The 20,426-nt window shown below is 62.0% G+C and carries 17 protein-coding genes; 8 read left to right on the top strand and 9 right to left on the bottom strand.

What is annotated here, in order from left to right; translation table 11 throughout:
• Positions 1–93 precede the first annotated feature (93 nt).
• From pstA to HX805_RS02395, 4 genes are all read right to left on the bottom strand, one after another.
• Complete coding sequence (gene pstA, locus HX805_RS02410; RefSeq protein WP_008439475.1) at positions 94–1,764, bottom strand: phosphate ABC transporter permease PstA; 1,671 nt, start codon at positions 1,762–1,764, stop codon at positions 94–96.
• Between the two features lie 15 nt (positions 1,765–1,779).
• Positions 1,780–3,813, bottom strand: coding sequence for an ABC transporter permease subunit (locus HX805_RS02405; protein ID WP_173406109.1), 2,034 nt, complete (start codon positions 3,811–3,813; stop codon positions 1,780–1,782).
• 430 nt (positions 3,814–4,243) lie between these two features.
• Positions 4,244–5,233 (bottom strand): phosphate ABC transporter substrate-binding protein PstS, encoded by a 990-nt coding sequence (locus tag HX805_RS02400; RefSeq protein WP_003213401.1) that lies wholly within the window; start codon positions 5,231–5,233, stop codon positions 4,244–4,246.
• Between the two features lie 329 nt (positions 5,234–5,562).
• Entirely contained in the window at positions 5,563–6,852 is a 1,290-nt protein-coding gene (locus HX805_RS02395) for an MFS transporter (RefSeq protein WP_003213403.1), read from the bottom strand.
• Between the two features lie 457 nt (positions 6,853–7,309).
• Here HX805_RS02395 and HX805_RS02390 point away from each other — a divergent pair, with 457 nt between their 5' ends.
• Positions 7,310–7,714 (top strand): acyl-CoA thioesterase, encoded by a 405-nt coding sequence (locus tag HX805_RS02390; protein WP_003176975.1) that lies wholly within the window; start codon positions 7,310–7,312, stop codon positions 7,712–7,714.
• Between the two features lie 58 nt (positions 7,715–7,772).
• A complete protein-coding gene (locus HX805_RS02385; protein WP_177116572.1) occupies positions 7,773–8,672 on the top strand; it encodes a D-hexose-6-phosphate mutarotase in 900 nt (299 codons plus the stop codon).
• Positions 8,673–8,792: 120 nt separating this feature from the next.
• On the opposite strand, the gene HX805_RS02380 is transcribed toward HX805_RS02385, so the two are convergent.
• The 5 genes from HX805_RS02380 to HX805_RS02360 form a co-directional block, all read right to left on the bottom strand.
• Positions 8,793–9,326, bottom strand: coding sequence for a DUF3299 domain-containing protein (locus HX805_RS02380; protein WP_023659290.1), 534 nt, complete (start codon positions 9,324–9,326; stop codon positions 8,793–8,795).
• Positions 9,327–9,404: 78 nt separating this feature from the next.
• Positions 9,405–9,650 carry a GlsB/YeaQ/YmgE family stress response membrane protein gene (locus HX805_RS02375; protein WP_003213408.1) on the bottom strand — a complete coding sequence of 82 codons (246 nt, stop codon included), beginning with the start codon at positions 9,648–9,650 and terminating at the stop codon, positions 9,405–9,407.
• A 103-nt stretch (positions 9,651–9,753) separates the two neighbouring features.
• Positions 9,754–10,839, bottom strand: a complete 1,086-nt coding sequence (locus HX805_RS02370) for a 5-(carboxyamino)imidazole ribonucleotide synthase (protein WP_102370181.1) — start codon at positions 10,837–10,839, stop codon at positions 9,754–9,756.
• Positions 10,840–10,851: 12 nt separating this feature from the next.
• Complete coding sequence (gene purE / locus HX805_RS02365) at positions 10,852–11,343, bottom strand: 5-(carboxyamino)imidazole ribonucleotide mutase (RefSeq protein WP_003213411.1); 492 nt, start codon at positions 11,341–11,343, stop codon at positions 10,852–10,854.
• A gap of 332 nt (positions 11,344–11,675) precedes the next feature.
• A complete protein-coding gene (locus HX805_RS02360) occupies positions 11,676–12,584 on the bottom strand; it encodes a LysR substrate-binding domain-containing protein (RefSeq protein ID WP_003213413.1) in 909 nt (302 codons plus the stop codon).
• A gap of 181 nt (positions 12,585–12,765) precedes the next feature.
• On the opposite strand from HX805_RS02360, the gene aspA reads away from it, so the two are divergent.
• The 6 genes from aspA to HX805_RS02330 all read left to right on the top strand — a co-directional run bounded on the left by aspA (position 12,766) and on the right by HX805_RS02330 (position 20,409).
• Positions 12,766–14,190: an aspartate ammonia-lyase gene (gene aspA / locus HX805_RS02355; protein WP_003213415.1), complete on the top strand. Its 1,425-nt coding sequence runs from the start codon at positions 12,766–12,768 to the stop codon at positions 14,188–14,190.
• A gap of 392 nt (positions 14,191–14,582) precedes the next feature.
• Positions 14,583–16,034 (top strand): sodium:alanine symporter family protein, encoded by a 1,452-nt coding sequence (locus tag HX805_RS02350; protein WP_003213417.1) that lies wholly within the window; start codon positions 14,583–14,585, stop codon positions 16,032–16,034.
• 77 nt (positions 16,035–16,111) lie between these two features.
• A complete protein-coding gene (locus HX805_RS02345; protein WP_177116571.1) occupies positions 16,112–17,089 on the top strand; it encodes an asparaginase in 978 nt (325 codons plus the stop codon).
• A gap of 50 nt (positions 17,090–17,139) precedes the next feature.
• Entirely contained in the window at positions 17,140–18,132 is a 993-nt protein-coding gene (locus HX805_RS02340; RefSeq protein ID WP_177116570.1) for an AraC family transcriptional regulator, read from the top strand.
• A 154-nt stretch (positions 18,133–18,286) separates the two neighbouring features.
• Complete coding sequence (locus HX805_RS02335) at positions 18,287–19,321, top strand: histone deacetylase family protein (protein ID WP_008439485.1); 1,035 nt, start codon at positions 18,287–18,289, stop codon at positions 19,319–19,321.
• Positions 19,318–20,409 (top strand): polyamine ABC transporter substrate-binding protein, encoded by a 1,092-nt coding sequence (locus tag HX805_RS02330; protein WP_008439486.1) that lies wholly within the window; start codon positions 19,318–19,320, stop codon positions 20,407–20,409. Before HX805_RS02335 ends, HX805_RS02330 begins: the two co-directional genes overlap by 4 nt.
• The last annotated feature ends 17 nt before the right edge of the window (positions 20,410–20,426 follow it).

Raw genomic sequence — 20,426 nt, 5'->3', positions numbered from 1 at the left:
TCGCGAAGGCGTCAGGTCAGTTGACCCATGTATGACTGATACACCGCATTCGCGAGCAAGCCCGCTCCCACATTTAGTCCGCGTTCACTTCAATTAACTGTCCAGCGCTTTGTATTTTTCGCGCAGGTGGTTACGAATCCACACCGCCGACAAGTTGAGCGTGGCGATCACCAGCACCAGCAGCAAGGCGGTGGCGTACACCAGCGGCCGCGCGGCTTCGACGTTGGGGCTCTGGAAGCCGACGTCATAGATATGGAAGCCCAGGTGCATGATCTTCTGGTCCAGGTGCAGGTACGGGTAGTTGCCGTCCACCGGCAGCGACGGCGCCAGTTTCACCACACCCACCAGCATCAGCGGCGCCACTTCACCCGCGGCGCGGGCCACGGCGAGGATCATGCCGGTCATCATCGCCGGGCTGGCCATCGGCAGCACGATCTTCCACAGCGTTTCCGCCTTGGTCGCGCCCAGTGCCAGAGAACCTTCACGTACGGTGCGAGGGATACGCGCCAGGCCTTCTTCGGTGGCCACGATCACCACGGGTACCGCCAGCAGCGCCAGGGTCAGGGACGCCCAGAGCAGGCCAGGCGTACCGAAAGTCGGTGCCGGCAAGGCTTCGGCGAAGAACAGCCGGTCAACCGAGCCGCCCAGTACGTACACAAAGAAGCCAAGGCCGAACACGCCGTAAACGATGGCGGGTACACCGGCCAGGTTGTTCACCGCGATGCGGATGATCCGCGTCAGGGTGTTCTGCTTGGCGTATTCACGCAGGTACACCGCCGCCAGCACGCCGAACGGGGTCACGATCATCGCCATGATCAGGGTCATCATCACGGTGCCGAAGATCGCCGGGAAAATCCCGCCTTCGGTGTTGGCTTCCCGTGGATCGTCGCTGAGGAATTCCCAGACCTTGCTGAAGTAGAAACCAACCTTGGTCATGTAGCCCATGGCGTTCGGCTGGTAAGCGTGCACCACCTTGCCAATGCCGATTTCGATTTCTTTGCCGTTGGCATCGCGGGCGGTCAGGCTGTCGCGGTTGAACTGGGTGTGCAGGTCGGCCAGGCGGGCTTCGATGTCCTTGTAGCGGTTGTTCAGTTCGGCGCGGCCGCTGTCCATGTCGGCCTGGGCGGTGGCGTCCAGCTTGCCTTCCAGCTCCAGCTTGCGACCGTGCAGGCGGATTCGTTCGAGGCCGGCGTTGATGGCGCCGATGTCGGACTTCTCGAGGGTCTTGAGCTGGGCCGCGAGCTTGTTGACGCGGTCCACGCGGGCTTGCAGTTCCGGCCAGGCCGCCTCGCCTTCGGCGATCACCTTGCCGTCCTGCTTGACGTTGACCAGGGTGCCGTAGAAGTTGCCCCACTCACGACGCTCGATGGCCATCAACTCGACCGGCTTGGTCTGGTTGGTCAGCCACTCGCCGACGATCCAGGTGAAGTCATTGCCGTTCAAGTCACGGTTGCCGACCTTGATCAGCTCGCGGGTCATGAACTCCGGGCCTTGGTCCGGCACCGGCAAGCCAGCGCTTTTCAGGCGCTCGCGGGGCACTTCTTCTTTCTGCACCACTTCGCCGACGACGATGTGATTTTCCTGGCCCGGCACGTTGTAGTTGGCCTGGATCAGGTCGGCCGGCCAGAAGTGGCCCAGGCCACGCACGGCAATCACGGCCAGCAAACCAATGGTCATGATGACCGCGATGGACACCGCGCCACCGCTGATCCAGACGCCCGGGGCGCCGCTCTTGAACCATCCATTCAGGGAGTTCTGTTTCACAGACTTCTACCTTTCTTAAAGCGACGAGTATTTCTTGCGCAGACGCTGACGAATCAGCTCGGCGAGGGTGTTCATGATGAAGGTGAACAGCAGCAGCACCAGCGCCGAGAGGAACAGCACGCGGTAGTGGCTGCCGCCGACTTCCGATTCGGGCATTTCCACCGCGACGTTGGCTGCCAGGGTGCGCAGGCCTTCAAACAGGTTCATCTCCATCACCGGCGTGTTGCCGGTGGCCATCAGCACGATCATGGTTTCACCGACCGCGCGGCCCATGCCGATCATCAGCGCCGAGAAGATGCCTGGGCTGGCGGTCAGGATCACGACGCGGGTCATGGTCTGCCATGGCGTGGCGCCCAGGGCCAGGGAGCCCAGGGTCAGGCCGCGCGGCACGCTGAACACGGCGTCTTCGGCGATGGAGTAGATGTTCGGGATCACCGCGAAACCCATGGCCAGGCCGACTACCAGGGCGTTGCGCTGGTCGTAGGTGATGCCCAGGTCGTGGGAGATCCACATGCGCATGTCGCCGCCGAAGAACCAGGTTTCCAGGTACGGGCTCATGTACAACGAGAGCCAGCCCACAAACAGGATGACCGGGATCAGGATCGCGCTTTCCCAGCCATCCGGGACCCGCAGGCGGATCGACTCAGGCAGGCGGCTGAAGACGAAGCCGGCCACCAGGATGCCGATCGGCAGCAGCATCAGCAGGCTGAAAATCCCCGGCAAATGCCCTTCGACATACGGCGCCAGGAACAGGCCGGCGAAGAAGCCGAGGATCACCGTCGGCATCGCTTCCATCAATTCGATCACCGGCTTGACCTTGCGGCGCAGGCTCGGGGCCATGAAGTAAGCGGTGTAGATCGCAGCGGCAACGGCCAGTGGTGCGGCCAGCAGCATGGCGTAGAACGCGGCCTTCAGGGTACCGAAGGTCAGGGGCGCCAGGCTCATCTTGGGTTCGAAATCGGTGTTGGCGGCGGTCGATTGCCAGACGTATTTAGGTTCGTCGTAGTTTTCGTACCAGACCTTGCTCCACAGCGCGCTCCAGGAAACTTCCGGGTGCGGGTTGTCCAGCAGCAGCGGTTGAAGCTTGCCGCCGGCCTCGACGATCACCCGGTTGGCCCGTGGCGACATGCCGAAGATACCGTTGCCGTCGACCACCTGGTCCACCAGCAACGTACGGTGGGCAGTGCTGTGGAACACGCCGAACTTGCCGGAAGCGTCGAGGGCGGTGAAGCCTTTGCGACGTTCTTCAGCAGTGATTTCAACGATAGGCGCGGTGCCCATCTGGAAGGTACGGATCTGCTTCAGGCGTTGTTCGCCGTCCGGGTCGCGGGCCATGAACCACTGCGCCAGGCCACCGCTGGAGTTACCGATGATCAGCGAGATGCCGCCCACCAGCTGGGTGCTGGCCGTGACTTGCGCCACGCCGTCTTCCAATAATTTGTAGCGACCGTTGAGGCTCTTGTCCCGCAGGCTGAAAACGTCGGCCTGGGCGCGACCGTTGATCACGTACAGCCACTGCTGGCGCGGATCAACGAAGATGGCTTTGACCGGCTCGGTCATTTGCGGCAGCTCGATGCGTTTCTGCTCGGTGGTGACTTCCTCGGTCATCATGTTTTCTTCACGGCTGATGGACAGCACGTTCAGATGGGCACCACTGGAACCAGCCACCACCAGCGTCGAGTCGGTCGCATTCAAGGCGACATGCTCAAGGGAGCGGCCCTGTTCGTCGAGGACGATCGGTGTTTCGCCGTAAGGGTATTCGACGGCGGGCGAGATGGTCTTCTTGCCGTCCGGGTACGACACTTTATAGGTGTGGCGGAACACCAGGGACTGGCCGTTGGACAGGCCGAGGATCACCAGCGGGCTGCCGGGCTGGTCTTCACCAATGGAGGCGACTGTCACGCCCGCCGGCAACGGCAGGTCAACGCGCTTGAGTTCGGCACCCGTGTCAACGTTGAAGAACAGCGCCTGGCCCTTGTCGGAAACCCGCATGGCGACCTGGTTCTGTTCTTCCATGGAGATCATCAGCGGCTTGCCGGCGTCCTGCAGCCAGGCAGGCGCGAGGGCCTCTTCCTTGGTCAGGTTGGCGCCGTGGAACAGCGGCGCGACCACGTAGGCGAGGAAGAAGAAGATCAAGGTGATCGCGCCCAGGACGGCGAGGCCGCCAATCAGCACGTACCAGCGGGTCAGGCGATCCTTGAGCGCGCGAATGCGGCGCTTGCGTTGCAGCTCAGGCGTATTGAAATCAATGCGCTTGGGGGGAGAAGTCGTCGTCATGGTGGAATTGGCCAGATCATTCATGCGCACACCCTAGCGATCCTGTATGACAGAAAGATGACAATGCAGTGACGCAAGAAATCCGCCGCGTAGCAGGGCTGGCAGCGGATTAAAAAATGGGAGGCGAGGTCCAGGTCTTACAGACCCCGCCCGGGCCTTGAACCGTGGGTAAACCGCGGTTCAAGGCAGGTTTACCGGCGGCTTATTTGCCACCTTCTTTCAGGCCCAGGTCAGCCAGTGCCTTGGCGGCAACTTTGGCTGGCAGCGGGATGTAGCCGTCTTTCACTACCACTTCCTGGCCCTGTTTGGACAGAACCAGCTTCACGAACTCGGCTTCCAGCGGGGCCAGAGGCTTGTTCGGGGCTTTGTTGACGTAGACGTAGAGGAAGCGCGACAGCGGGTATTTGCCGTTCAGGGCGTTTTCTTCGCTGTCTTCGATGAAGTCAGTGCTGCCTTTCTTGGCCAGGGCCACGGTTTTCACGCTGGCGGTTTTGTAACCGATGCCCGAGTAACCGATGCCGTTCAGCGAGGAGCTGATGGACTGCACAACCGACGCCGAACCAGGTTGTTCGTTCACGTTAGGCTTGTAGTCGCCTTTGCACAGGGCTTCTTCCTTGAAGTAGCCGTAGGTGCCGGATACCGAGTTGCGACCGAACAGTTGCACTGGCTTGTTGGCCAGGTCGCCGGTCACGCCCAGGTCGCCCCAGGTCTTGACGTCAGCCTTGGCGCCGCACAGACGAGTCGAGGAGAAGATCGCGTCGACTTGTTCCATGGTCAGGTGCTGGATCGGGTTGTCCTTGTGCACGAACACGGCCAGGGCATCCACGGCAACCGGGATCGCGGTTGGCTTGTAGCCGTACTTCTGCTCGAAGGCAGCCAGCTCGGTGTCCTTCATCTTGCGGCTCATCGGGCCCAGGTTGGAGGTGCCTTCAGTCAGTGCAGGAGGTGCAGTGGCGGAGCCGGCGGCCTGAATCTGGATGTTGACGTTCGGGTATTCCTTTTTGTAACCCTCAGCCCACAGGGTCATCAGGTTTGCCAGGGTATCGGAACCAACGCTGGACAGGTTGCCCGACACACCAGTGGTCTTCACGTAAGCCGGAATCGCCGGGTCAACACCAGCGGCTACCGCGTTAGCGGTCGCAACGCCAGCAGCGACAAAAGTCATTGCCGCCATCAAACGTTTCAGTTTCATGCCTTGCTCCTAGCAGATAGGGATAGTTGGATCGGGGCCAAGTATCGGTAGGCCGTGTGAACACTCTATGTCTGGAATATGACAATTAGATGAAAGGCCAGCATTTATGAAAAAGCTGACAGGAAGGAGAAACGCCAATAAATCCGGGGCTTGCGAGGAGGTTGGAGCGATTTCGTGGAAACAATCTGTAATCGTTGTAAGGCAAAATCTGTGGCGAGGGAGCTTGCTCCCGTTGGGTCGCGTAGCGGTCCCCAGAATGGAACCGCTGCGCAGTTCAACGGGAGCAAGCTCCCTCGCCACAAGGTTGTCCGGCAGTTTTCAAAAACGTGTCAGCGCCCGCGCTTCCACAGGTACCCACCCACCGCCATCCCCATCACGCACAGGGCCGCCACGTAGTAAGCAGGGCCCATCGGGCTTTCCTTCATCAGCAGCGACACCGCTAACGGCGTCAGGCCACCGAATACGGCGTAGGCGACGTTGTAGGAGAACGACAAACCGCTGAAACGCACCACCGGCGGGAACGCTTTCACCATGACATAGGGCACCACGCCAATGGTGCCTACAAACAGGCCGGTCAAGGCGTACAGCGGGAACAGCCAGTCCGGGTGAGCCATCAGGCTGTGATAGAGCGTCCAGGACGTTGCCAGCAACAAGGCACAACCGATGATCAGCACGCGCCCGGCACCAAAACGGTCGGCCAGGGCGCCGGAAGCGATACACCCCAGGCTCAGGGTGACGATGGCCAGGCTATTGGCCTGCAGCGCCACCGTTGGGCTGAAGTGGTAGATCGTTTGCAGCACGGTCGGCGTCATCAGGATAACCACGACCACACCGGCCGACAGCAGCCAGGTCAACAGCATCGACAGTACGATGGCGCCACGATGGTCACGCAACACCGCGCGCAACGGCAGCTCGGCCGCCAGGGTCTTGCGCTGCTGCATCTCGGCGAAGATCGGGGTTTCGTGCAGCCAGCGACGCAGGTACACCGACAACAGGCCGAACACACCCCCCAGCAGGAACGGAATGCGCCAGGCGTAATCCGACACCTGTTCCGGGCTGTAGAGCGTGTTGATGGCGGTGGCCACCAGCGAACCCAACAGGATGCCGGCCGTCAGGCCGCTGGTCAGGGTGCCGCAGGCATAACCGATGTGACGGGGCGGCACGTGCTCGGACACGAACACCCACGCGCCCGGCACTTCACCGCCAATCGCCGCGCCCTGGATCACGCGCATCAGCAGCAACAGGATCGGCGCCCACAGGCCGATCTGCGCGTAAGTCGGCAGCAGGCCCATGATCAGGGTCGGCACGGCCATCATGAAGATGCTCAGGGTGAACATCTTCTTGCGCCCCAGCAGGTCGCCGAAGTGCGCCATGATGATCCCGCCCAGCGGCCGCGCCAGGTAGCCGGCGGCGAAGATGCCGAAGGTCTGCATCATGCGCAGCCATTCGGGCATGTCCGCCGGGAAGAACAGCTTCCCGACTACCGTCGCAAAAAATACGAAGATGATGAAGTCGTAGAACTCCAGCGCCCCGCCCAAGGCAGACAGCGACAGGGTTTTGTAGTCGTTGCGGGTCAGCGGGCGCGACGGTTGCGCACTGCTTGCGGGCACGGAGGACATGGCAAGGCTTCTCTTATAGTAGTCAGGACGGCAAGCCCGGGACTTGCGGCAGGCTTGGCAAGATAGCAAATCGCTTGAAAAAGCACAGCGTTGAGCCGTTAACAGTTCAGATCCGCGAAATATTTCCGTAGCAGACGGGCAATTAATATGAGCAGGAGCACAGTTGCCGGAAAAAGCCGCGATACAGCGTCTATTTACCGACCAAATGAGCGTCGGGAGGTCGTCGTGGCGCCGACGGCTCGATATACTCGGCCCTTGCAAGCGCCAGACCCGCATCCTTGAGGGGCTGCTGTGCCAAAACGCCGTTGGTTATACACCAGCCGATTTGGCAGAGTTTCCCTTTAGTACGCCTTACGAGAAACGCATCGAGCGGTGTATGTTGGTGCTGAAACGTTTTTCCAGAAGACGGCTATCCACTTGAAATACCCATGAAGCGTCACGGGTCAGAGGCACCGGCATGATCGAACTCGAACAAGAAGATCCTATCCCGCAAGGCGATCTCGCCCTGCAAATCACCGCACTCCCGCGTGAGACCAACGGTTTCGGCGACATCTTCGGCGGCTGGCTGGTCGCGCAGATGGACCTGGCCGGCACCGCCATGGCGAGCAAGGTTGCCGGTGGCCGCGTAGCCACCGTGGCGATTGATCGCATGGCATTCCTGGTGCCCGTGGCCGTCGGCGCGCAGTTGTCCTTCTACACCCAAGCCCTGGAAATCGGCCGCAGCTCGATCCAGATGATGGTCGAAGTGTGGAGCGACGACCCGCTGTCCAGCGAATGGCGCAAAGTCACCGAGGCGGTGTTTGTGTTCGTTGCCATCGATGGCAGCGGCCGGACCCGCTCGGTTCCGTCGCGGGCGCGTTAAACATCGCGACGTTTTGACGGTCCATTGCCCCATTGTCTGCCATTGAGAGCGCGCGCCTATGTCTACGCCCAACATTGAAACCGTAAAACTGGATGAGCTGAACGCTTGGCGCATCCGCCACAACGGCGCCGAATTGGTGGTGGCCCAGCAAGGTGCGCATATCGTCAGCTACCAGCGCGCTGGCGAGAAGCCAATCATCTGGCCCAACGATCAGGTGCTGTTCAAGAAAGGCAAAGGCATTCGTACCGGCGTGCCGGTGTGCTGGCCGTGGTTTGGCGTATTCGACCGCAACCCGCAGAGCGTCAAGGCCATGTACCAGGGCGCCGAGCCGGCCGGTGCCCATGGTTTCGTGCGGACCGCTGACTGGACGTTGGCTGGCGTTGAGGCTGAAGGTACAGCGCTGAGGGTTGAGCTGGAGCTGCCGGTGCCTGAAGGTGGCTTCCCGGGTTGGCCGCATCAGGTCGACCTGAAGATGAGCATCCTGCTGGATGATCAACTGCACATCCGCCTGACCAGCCACAACCACGGCGCCGAGACCGTCAGCCTCAGCCAGGCGCTGCACAGCTATTTTGCGGTCAGCGATGTACGCAACGTGCAGGTCGACGGCCTGGACGGGCGGGACTATATCGATACCGCCGACGGCTGGACCCCAAAGCAGCAATCCGGGCTGCTGCACTTCACCGCCGAGACCGACCGCATCTACCTCGACACCCCGACTCAAGTGAACATCGTCGATAAAGATTGGCAGCGCCGCGTTCAACTCACCAGCACAGGCTCGCGCTCGACGGTAATCTGGAACCCGTGGACTGAACGTGCCAAGGCTTTCAGCGACATGGCCGACGACGGCTGGCAGGGCATGTTGTGCATCGAGACCGCGAATGTGCTGGACGATGTGGTGACGCTGGCGCCGGGTGAAAGCCATACCCTGGGCGTGAGCATCAGCGGTATCGCCCTGTAACCCCAATCAAAAATGTGGGAGCGGGCTTGCTCGCGAATGCGGTGTTCCAGTTAGTGCATGTGCTGACTGACACACCGCATTCGCGAGCAAGCCCGCTCCCACATTAGGTTCTGCATCAGATCAGAGATCCGATTCCTTGACCGCCCGCACCTTCCCCGCATCCAACGCATACGCCGCATCGGCCAGGTCATTGTTGACCTTCTCCACCTTCAGCGTGCCCGTCACCCACAGCGGCGTGTAGATGTCATCCAGCTTCAAGCCCTTGGGATAACGCACCAGCACCAACTGGTTGGGCGGCGGTGGCGGCACGTGGATGCAGGCGCCCGGATAAGGCACCAGGAAGAACAGCGTGCTGCGGCCCTTGGCGTCGGTTTCCAGCGGCACGGGGTAGCCGCCAATGCGAATATTCTTGCCGTTCATGGCAGCCACCGTCTTGGTGGAATACATAACCGCCGGCAAACCCTTGCTCTGCTTCAGGCCACCCTTTGCGGTGAACGTGCCTTGGGCTTCCGGGGAGTTGTGGTCGATTTCCGGCATTTCTTCGAGGGCTTTCTGGTCCGACTTGGGCATCAGTTCCAGCCAGTCGGTTTCCGGCAGTTCGCCAGCGTGGGCCAACCCGGTGCATAGAAGAAGGGATAACAGGAGACGGCGCATGGAGAGGCTCGGCAAGGATTACAGTGCCGGCATTCTAGCCCTCTGCGCCTGCGCAGCGCAGAGGGCCTGGTCGCTAAATTACTTCTTTTTCAGCAGACCGTAGATCACCAGCAGCACCACGGCACCCACCAGCGCACCAATGAAGCCTGCGCCCTGGCCCGCCTGATAGATGCCCAGTGCCTGGCCACCATAAGTCGCAACCAGCGAACCGGCGATACCCAGCAGGATGGTCATGATCCAGCCCATGCTGTCGTCGCCTGGCTTCAGGAAACGCGCCAGCAGGCCGACGATCAAACCGATAAAGATGGTCCCAATGATACCCATGGCATTTCCCTCTGATTGAAGTGAATTCAGTCAAAGCCTAGTCAGACTTTGGCTTCCTGCAATCAGAGGGTGGCGGGTACCAATGGTTCCGCCCGGCCTTGGGTTATTGCTCGGCGATCAGCGCTTCGACCTTGAGGATCTGCGCTTGCAGCGTCGCGCGATCCTTGCAGCGCAGGTTGGCGTGGCCGACCTTGCGCCCGGCCTTGAACGCCTTGCCGTAGTGATGCAGATGGCAGTCATCAATCGCGATCACGCGATCAACCGGCGGCACCACGCCGATGAAGTTGAGCATGGCGCTCTCGCCGACTTTTGCCGTGGAGCCCAATGGCAAGCCCGCTACCGCCCGCAGGTGGTTTTCGAACTGGCTGCACTCGGCGCCTTCGGTGGTCCAGTGCCCGGAGTTGTGCACGCGCGGGGCGATTTCGTTGGCTTTGAGGCCACCGTCGACTTCAAAGAACTCGAACGCCATCACGCCGACGTAATCCAGTTGCTTCAGCACACGGCTCGAATAATCTTCGGCCAGGGCTTGCAGCGGGTGATCGGTGCTGGCCACGGACAGCTTGAGGATGCCGCTGTCGTGGGTGTTGTGCACCAGCGGGTAGAAACGCGTTTCGCCATCGCGGGCACGCACGGCAATCAGCGAGACTTCACCGGTGAACGGCACGAAGCCTTCCAGCAGGCAGCCGACGCTGCCCAGTTCGGCGAAGGTACCGACCACGTCGGCGGCGGTGCGCAGGACTTTCTGGCCCTTGCCGTCGTAACCCAGGGTGCGGGTCTTCAACACGGCCGGCAGGCCGATGGAGGCGACTGCGGCGTCCAGGTCAGCCTGGGACTGGATGTCGGCGAAAGCCGGTGTCGGGATGCCCAGGTCCTTGAACATGCTCTTCTCGAACCAGCGGTCACGAGCGATGCGCAAGGCTTCGGCGCTCGGGTATACCGGCACGAACTGCGACAGGAAGGCCACGGTTTCAGCCGGGACGCTTTCGAACTCGAAGGTCACCAGGTCGACTTCATCGGCCAGTTGGCGCAGGTGATCCGGGTCGCTGTAGTCCGCACGCAGGTGTTCACCCAGCGCAGCTGCGCAGGCATCTGGTGCCGGATCCAGGAAAGCGAAGTTCATCCCCAGCGGCGTACCCGCCAGGGCCAGCATGCGGCCCAGTTGGCCGCCACCGATTACACCGATTTTCATCAATCAACCACCTCAGGCAATGCGTGGGTCTGGATTGTCCAGGACGCTGTCTGTCTGCTCAGCACGGAATTTTTTCAGCGCCGCGTGGAACTGCGGGTGCTTGGCGCCGAGGATGCTGGCGGACAACAAGGCAGCGTTGATCGCGCCGGCCTTGCCGATCGCCAGGGTGGCCACCGGAATACCGGCGGGCATCTGCACGATGGACAACAGCGAATCCACGCCCGAGAGCATCGACGACTGCACCGGTACGCCCAGCACTGGCAGGTGAGTCTTGGCTGCACACATGCCTGGCAGGTGAGCTGCGCCGCCGGCACCGGCGATGATTACCTCGATGCCACGGGATTCTGCTTCATCGGCATACTGGAACAGCAAATCCGGAGTGCGGTGGGCGGAAACCACCTTCACTTCGTAGGGAATGCCGAGTTTTTCCAGCATATCGGCGGTGTGGCTAAGGGTGGACCAATCGGACTTGGAGCCCATGATCACGCCAACCAATGCACTCATCGTCGTGCCTCTTCTCTCTGGGCGCCCGCAGGCGCGTCAAAAAACAACAAGCCACGCGGGAAATCCAGCGTGGCTTGTTGTACGAATTAAGGCCGGTTGGACCGGCCGAAGGCCGCGCAGTATACCGTAATAACGCAGATAAACAGCCCCTGGAATGACCATCTGTCTTACACCGCAAACAGGCGGTTTTATTGACTTCCAGGTCAGCGAACACACCAGAAAACTAATGTGGGAGCGGGCTTGCTCGCGAATGCGGTGGATCAGCCACAGATGGGTTGACTGACACTACGCTTTCGCGAGCAAGCCCGCTCCCACATTTGATCTGTGTGGGCTCAGGTATTCTGCGCCGCGCCGCCTTCCAGCTTGCGCCACAACAACCGCACGTTCGCCTTGCGCACCAACGCACAGCGATACAACCGGATCTCCAGCGGCACATGCCATTGCGGGCCGCCGCACACCACCAGTTCACCCCGGGCCAGCTCGGCGCGCACGCTCAACTGCGGCACCCAGGCAATGCCCAAGCCCTCAAGGGCCATGCTTTTCAGGCTGTCGGCCATGGCCGTTTCGTAAATCGTGGTAAAGCGCAGCGCCCGCTGGCGCAGCAACAGGTTTACCGAGCGCCCCAGGAAAGCTCCGGCGCTGTAGGCCAGCAGCGGCACACTGCCCTCGCCTTCCAGGTCGAACAGCGGCTTGCCGTCGGCATCGGCGGCGCACACCGGCAGCATCTCGGTGTTGCCCAGGTGCAGCGACGGGAAGATCTCCGGGTCCATCTGCATCGCCGCATCCGGGTCGTAGAACGCCAGCATCAAATCGCAGCCGCCTTCACGCAGCGCATGCACGGCGTCGCCCACGTTGGTGGCGACCAACCGCGTGGCAATGTTCAGCCCTTCGTTGCGCAACTGCGCGATCCAGCGCGGGAAGAAACCCAGGGCCAGGGAGTGCGCCGCCGCCACTTGCATGACTTCACCCTGCCCGCCTTCCAGGTGATGCAGGTGGCGCAGCACCTCGCCGAGTTGCTCGACCACGGTCCGCGCGGTGACCAGGAACAACTGCCCCGCCGCCGTCAGTTCGACCGGCGTGCGCGAGCGATTGACCAGGGTCAGCCCCAGCGCCGCCTCCAGGCTGCGGATGCGCCGACTGAACGCCGGCTGGGTGACGAAGCGCCGCTCAGCCGCCTGGGAGAAGCTGCGGGTGGCAGCCAGGGCGCTAAAGTCTTCCAGCCATTTGCTTTCAAGGTTCATCACATCCTCCCGGGGCACGCACCATTTTGGCACACACGTCCGTCATGGTAACGGGGTCACACTGACATTATGCCGTTTATGCATAGGCCAGTGTTTAACAGCATTGGCCCAAAATCTCCTGCAAGCCTAGCATTCACAGCGTTCCGGCCTAGCCCGGGTCCATATCGAGATGATTTCCGTCATGTCCTCCGCTGCATCTTTCCGCACAGAAAAAGACCTGCTTGGCGTACTCGAAGTACCCGCTCAAGCGTATTACGGCATCCAGACCCTGCGAGCGGTGAACAACTTCCGTCTCTCGGGCGTTCCGATTTCGCATTACCCGAAATTGGTGGTCGGCCTGGCAATGGTCAAGCAGGCAGCTGCTGACGCCAACCGCGAGCTGGGCCAACTCAGCGAAGCCAAGCACGCTGCCATCAGCGAAGCCTGTGCCCGTCTGATCCGCGGCGATTTCCACGAAGAGTTCGTGGTGGACATGATTCAAGGCGGCGCTGGCACTTCAACCAACATGAATGCCAACGAAGTCATCGCCAACATCGCGCTGGAGGCCATGGGCCACAGCAAGGGCGAATACCAATACCTGCACCCCAACAACGACGTGAACATGGCGCAGTCGACCAACGACGCCTACCCGACCGCGATCCGCCTGGGTCTGCTGCTGGGCCACGACGCGCTGTTGGCCAGCCTCGACAGCCTGATCCAGGCGTTCGCTGCCAAGGGTGAAGAATTCAGCCACGTCCTGAAAATGGGCCGTACCCAGCTGCAAGACGCCGTGCCGATGACCCTCGGCCAGGAATTCCGTGCCTTCGCCACCACCCTCGGTGAAGACCTGGCCCGCCTGAAGACCCTGGCGCCTGAGCTGCTGACCGAAGTGAACCTGGGCGGCACCGCTATCGGTACCGGCATCAACGCCGACCCGCGTTACCAGGCCCTGGCCGTCCAGCGCCTGGCGACCATCAGCGGCCAGCCGCTGGTACCGGCTGCCGACCTGATCGAAGCCACCTCCGACATGGGCGCTTTCGTGCTGTTCTCCGGCATGCTCAAGCGTACCGCGGTGAAGCTGTCGAAGATCTGCAACGACCTGCGCCTGCTGTCCAGCGGCCCGCGCACCGGCATCAACGAAATCAACCTGCCGGCGCGTCAGCCAGGCAGCTCGATCATGCCCGGCAAGGTCAACCCGGTGATCCCGGAAGCCGTGAACCAGGTGGCGTTCCAAATCATCGGTAACGATTTGGCGCTGACCATCGCGGCCGAAGGCGGCCAGCTGCAACTGAACGTGATGGAGCCGCTGATCGCCTACAAGATCTTCGACTCGATCCGCCTGCTGCAACGCGCCATGGACATGCTGCGCGAGCACTGCATCGTCGGCATCACTGCCAACGAAGCCCGCTGCCGCGAGCTGGTGGAACACTCCATCGGCCTGGTCACCGCGCTGAACCCGTACATCGGCTATGAAAACGCCACCCGCATCGCCCGTATCGCCCTTGAAAGCGGCCGCGGCGTGCTGGAACTGGTGCGCGAAGAAGGCTTGCTCGACGACGCCATGCTCGACGACATCCTGCGCCCCGAAAACATGATTGCCCCACGTTTGGTCCCCTTGAAGGCCTAAGCGTTTGTTGCACCGCTCACCAGGTTGAGGGACTAGACACCTCTCACCTTTTGAGGGCCTGAAGGCTCGTTCTTCAGGCCCTTTTTTTTGCCTCAAGGTTGTGAAATGACGCCAATAAAAACTCCAAGATCGCCCAACAAACCCGCCTTGCCCGTAACGCCTTGGCTGAAACCTTTAATCGCCTCGTGCAGACGGATCACCCACTCCTAGGTATAGTGCCGCCCCTCTTCGCGTCAGCGGTCGTCGGTAACGAGACCCTGGGAAGCGCGAAACCGCATGAATAACAACACCCGCAAAAGGATTGGGGTCGAAGCGTCGTGCACAGCCTGGTGCCGAGCGATGCGTCGGACCGTCCTGCGTTTGCCATTAGAAAAATCAGCGAGGAACACTCCATGCTAGAAGTCATCAACGACTTCCTCTCAGGGAAAGTATTGATCGTGCTCATTGTCGGGCTCGGTGGTTACTTCACGATCCGCTCGCGTTTCGTTCAGTTGCGTCACTTTTTCCACATGTTTTCGGTGTTTCGCGACAGCCTGAAAAGCAGCGCCGGCCAGCTCAGTTCGTTCCAGGCGCTGATGCTCAGCCTCGCCGGGCGCGTGGGTGCCGGCAACATCGCTGGCGTCGGCATTGCCGTGACCCTGGGTGGCCCGGGCGCCGTATTCTGGATGTGGGTCACCGCTCTGGTGGGCATGTCTTCGAGCTTTATCGAGTGCTCCCTCGGCCAACTGTACAAACGCACCGACGCTGAAGGCACCTACCGTGGTGGCCCGGCGTATTACATCCAGCACGGCCTGCACAAACGCTGGCTGGGCATGGTGATGGCGTTCCTGCTGCTGGTGACTTTCGGCTTCGCCTTCAATGGCCTGCAAGCCCACGCCGTCACCCACTCGCTGAACAATGCATTTGGCCTCGACACCACCTACACCGGCCTCGCCCTGGCGGTGCTGCTGGGCCTGGTGTTCATCGGCGGGATCAAGCGTATCGCCTCGATCGCCGACCTACTGGTGCCGGTCAAGACCCTGGTCTACATCGCGGTGACCCTGTACGTGATCGTGCTGCAATTCGACCACGTGCCGGCCATGCTCGCGACCATCGTCAAGAGCGCTTTCGGCCTCGACCAGGCCTTCGGTGGCCTGGTGGGCAGCGCGATCATCATGGGTGTGAAACGCGGCGTGTTCGCCAACGAAGCCGGCCTGGGCAGTGCGCCTAACGTGGCGGCAGTCGCCTCGGTTGAACACCCGATCGCCCAAGGCGTGGTTCAGGCGTTCAGCGTGTTCCTCGACACCTTCGTCATCTGCACCTGCACCGCGCTGCTGATCCTGCTCTCGGGCTTCTACACCCCGGGCTTTGAAGGCGACGGCATTGCCCTGACCCAGAACTCCCTGGCGGCGGTGGTGGGTGACTGGGGCCGGATGTTCATCTCGGTGGCCCTGGCGTTGTTCGTGTTCACCTCGATCATGTACAACTACTACCTCGGCGAGAGCAACCTGCGCTTCATCGTAGGCGACAACCGCAAGGTGCTGATGGGCTACCGCGCGCTGGTGCTGGTGCTGATTTTCTGGGGTTCCATCGAGAACCTGAGCACCGTGTTCGCCTTCGCCGACATCACCATGACCATGCTGGCGTTCGTCAACCTGTTCGCCCTGGCGTTCCTGTTCAAGATCGCCATGCGCATCCTGAATGACTACGACGGCCAGCGTGCTGCGGGCATCAAGACCCCGGTGTTTGATTCCAGCAAGTTCCCGGACCTGGACCTGGACCGCAAGGCCTGGCCGGCGAATCCGGTGAAGCCTGAGCCAGCCGCTCAAGCGACCGCAGAACTGAACGCTCAAGCGCAACGCTAAACCTAGATAGATGACACGCCGCCCGGCCTTGGGCATGCTCTGGGCCCGGCGGCGTTTTTCGTTCAGGAGATTCTTCAATGCAACCAGCCAACAACGTCATGGTGCTCTACACCGGCGGCACCATCGGCATGCAGGCCAGCGCCAACGGCCTGGCCCCCGCTTCGGGGTTTGAAGCGCGCATGAGCGAAGCCCTCGCCCAACTGAATATGCCAGCTTGGCGCTTTCGGGAAATGTCCCCGCTGATCGACAGTGCGAACATGACCCCCGCCTATTGGCAGCGCCTGCGCGCCGCCGTGGTTGAGGCGGTGGACGAGGGTTGCGACGCCGTACTGGTGCTGCACGGCACCGACACCCTGGCCTACAGCGCCGCGGCCATGAGTTTCCAACTGCTGGGCCTGCCCGCGCCGGTGCTGTTTACCGGCTCGATGCTGCCGGCCGGTGTGCCCGACAGCGATGCTTGGGAAAACGTCAGCGGTGCGTTGGCAGCCCTGGGCCAAGGCCTGGCGCCTGGCGTGCAACTGTACTTCCACGGTGCACTGATGGCCCCGACCCGTTGCGCGAAAATCCGCAGTTTTGGTCGCCACCCGTTTGCCGCGTTGCAGCGTAACGGCGGCGTCGCCCAAGCCGAGTTGGTTCCGGCGGCGCTGCATTACCGCCAGGCCAAGGCGCTGGCCAATGTGGGTGTGCTGCCACTGGTGCCGGGCATCGCCGCCGCGCAATTGGACGCGTTGATCGACAGCGGCATCCAGGCGCTGGTGCTGGAATGCTTCGGCAGCGGCACCGGGCCGAGCGACAACCCGCAGTTCCTCGCCAGCCTGCAGCGCGCGCAGGATAACGGCGTGGTCGTGGTGGCAATCACCCAATGCCATGAAGGCGGTGTGGAGCTGGACGTGTACGAGGCCGGCAGCCGCTTGCGGGGCGTCGGGGTGTTGTCGGGTGGCGGGATGACCCGTGAAGCCGCGTTCGGCAAGCTCAATGCCTTGATCGGCGCCGGGCTGGACATCGCCGAAATCCGCCGCCTGGTCGAACTCGACCTGTGCGGCGAACTGAGCTGACCGGCATATAACTTGCTCCTCTTCCAGCCATCCCCTGGCTGGAAGCCCCCATGCTGCACTCTCACCTCACCACCCTCAATGCCGTCTCGTTGGTGCTCAATACCTTCAAGGCCGAAGGCCAACCCGCCGAGGCCTTGCTGGCCGGCAGCGGTATTTGCGCGGCGGACTTGAGCCGCGCCGACACCCGCATCACCACCAACCAGGAGATGCGCGTGTGCGCCAACGCCGTGGCCCTGCGCCGGGATATCGGCCTGGAGCTGGGCCGGCAAATGCACGTTTCTTCCTATGGCATGCTCGGTTACGCACTGCTCACCAGTGCCACCTTCGGTGACGCTTTGCGCCTGGCGCTGCGGTATCCGGCGCTGCTGGGAACACTTTTCGAGCTGGACCTTGAGGAAGACGGCACGCGCATCTGGTTCAGCGCCGCGGATTACCGGGAAAATCCGGCGCTGGAAACGTTCAACGTCGAACTCTGCCTGGCCTCGTTGAAGGTGATCTGCGACGACCTGCTGGGGCATGCCCTGCCGCTGCTGGGGGCGCGCTTTGAACACGATGCCCCGGATTACCGCGCACGGTACGCCGAAATCTTTGCCTGCCCGCTGCAATTCGGCGCCATCGCCAACGCGTTTGCCTTCGACCGAAGCTGGCTGGACCAGCCCCTGCCATTAGCCGACGCCGTCACCCACCAGGCCATGGCCGAGCGCTGCCGCAAGCAAAACACCGAGTTCACCGGGCGCCAGGCCTGGCTGGGCAAGATTCGCCACCTGCTCGCCAGCCAACTCAGCGCCGCGCCGGGCGTCGACGGCCTGGCCGAGCAGATGAACTGCTCCCCGCGCACGCTACGCCGGCACCTGCATGACTTGGGCTGCAGCTATCAGGAGTTACTGGACGAGCTACGCTTCGAGCGGGCCAAGCGATTGCTGGGCGAGGATGAGCTGCCCATTTACCGAATTGCCGAGGCGCTGGGCTTCAGCGAAACCGCGAGTTTCCGTCACGCCTTTGTCCGCTGGAGCGGCGTCGCACCCAGCCAGTTCCGCCCCTGAAGCCACTTGCTGGGGCACGGCCGCGCCATTTCGGGGCGAATTGCGGTCACACACTTTGGCCATATTTATCCCCTTTTGGCCGCTCCTGCCATTCTCATTAATCCCACCCGCCGCAAGACTGGACTCACCGATTCAGCCTGCGGAGAACAACAATATGCTGACGATCTACTCGGACGATCACCACCTGCACCATGGCCGGTGCGAGTTGATGGACGGGCAACTGATGCCCTGTTTTGAAATGCCCTCGCGCGCCGACCATGTGTTGCAACGGGTCAAGGACCGCGAACTGGGCCCGGTGCAAGCGCCTGAGGATTTTGGCCTGGCGCCGCTGCAACGTATTCACAGCCCCGCGTACCTGGACTTCTTCAAAGGCGCCTGGCAACGCTGGACGGCATTTGGCCAGGACGGAGACTTGCTGCCCTACACCTGGCCCGCACGCACCTTGCGTCGGGTCATCCCCACCAGCCTGCACGGCCAGCTCGGCTATTACAGTTTCGACGGCGGCGCGCCGATCACCGCCGGCACCTGGCAAGCGGCCTACAGCGCGGCGCAAGTCGCTCTCACCGCGCAACAGGCGATCCAGCAAGGCGCCCGCAGTGCCTTCGCCCTGTGCCGTCCGCCCGGGCACCACGCCGCCAGCGACTTGATGGGCGGATATTGCTACCTCAACAACGCGGCGATCGCAGCCCAGGCGTTTCTCGACCAAGGCCACACAAAGGTGGCCATCCTCGACGTGGACTACCACCACGGCAACGGTACCCAGTCGATTTTCTACGAGCGCGACGATGTGCTGTTCACCTCGATCCACGGCCATCCGGAGGCGGAATTTCCGTTCTTCCTGGGCTACGCCGACGAGTTGGGCGAAGGCGCCGGTGAGGGTTTCAACTTCAACTATCCGTTGCCCGCAGGTTCTGGCTGGGACCGCTGGAGCGCCGCCCTGGAGCAGGCCTGCGGGGATATCGAGCGCTACGGCGCCGACATCATCGTGGTCTCGCTGGGCGTCGACACCTTCAAGGACGACCCGATCTCCCAGTTCAAGCTCGACAGCCCCGACTACCTGGCGATGGGCGCGCGAATCGCCCGCCTCGGCAAACCGACGCTGTTTGTGATGGAAGGCGGCTACGCCGTGGAAGAAATCGGCATCAATGCCGTCAACGTTCTCGAAGGTTTTGAGGGATTCGCCCAATGAACATGCTCAAGCATCTCGTCCTCTGCGCCGCCGTGCTGAGCGGGGCCGCGCACGCCGAAGAAAGAACCCTGCGGGTCTACAACTGGTTCGACTACATCACGCCCAAGGCCCTGGAAGATTTCAAGGCGCAGAACCCCAGCGTCAAGCTGGTCTACGACATCTTCGACACCAACGAAGCCCTGGAGGCCAAGCTGCTGACCGGCAACTCCGGCTATGACGTGGTGGTGCCGTCCAACGTGTTCCTGGCCAAGCAGATCGAAGCCTCGGTGTTCCAGCCGCTGGACCGCAGCAAACTGCCCAACTGGAACCACCTTGATCCCAAGTTGATGAAGCTGATCGAGGCCAACGACCCCGGCAATAAATTCGCCGTGCCCTACATGTACGGCACCATCCTGATCGGCTTCAACCCGGACAAGGTCAAGGCCGCGCTGGGGGCCAACGCCCCCGTGGACAGCTGGGACCTGATCTTCAACGTCGAGAACATCAGCAAGCTCAAGCAATGCGGCGTGGCGCTGCTGGATTCGCCGTCGGAAATCCTGCCCCTGGCCTTGCAACACCTGGGCCTGGACCCCAACAGCAGCAACCCGGCGGACTATGTCAAAGCCGAAGCACTGCTGATGAAGATCCGCCCGTACATCACCTATTTCCATTCGTCCAAGTACATGGCTGACATTGCCAACGGCGACATCTGCGTGGCGGTCGGCTATTCCGGCAGCTTCTCCCAGGCCGCCAACCGCGCCAAGGAAGCCAGGAACGGTGTGACCGTGGACATGCGGCTACCCAAAGAAGGCGCGCCGATCTGGTTCGACATGCTCGCGATCCCCAAAGGCGCCAAGGACCCGGAAGACGCCTACGCCTTTATCAACTACCTGCTGCAACCGGGCGTGATCGCGCCGATCAGCGATTTTGTCGGTTACCCCAACCCCAACAAGGACGCCACCGGGTTGGTGGATCCGGCGATTCGCAACAATCCCAACCTGTACCCGACCGAGGCGGCCATGGCCACGCTGTATACCCTCAAGCCCCTGGGACGTGACGCCGAACGAGCCAGGACCCGCGCCTGGACCAAGATCAAGTCCGGCACCTGATCGGCTGCCGCCGGTTG

It is taken from the genome of Pseudomonas sp. G5001, assembly GCF_013385475.1.
Lineage (GTDB): Bacteria > Pseudomonadota > Gammaproteobacteria > Pseudomonadales > Pseudomonadaceae > Aquipseudomonas.
Note: the sequence above shows the minus strand (reverse complement) of the source record. Positions and strands in the feature narration are given on the sequence as shown.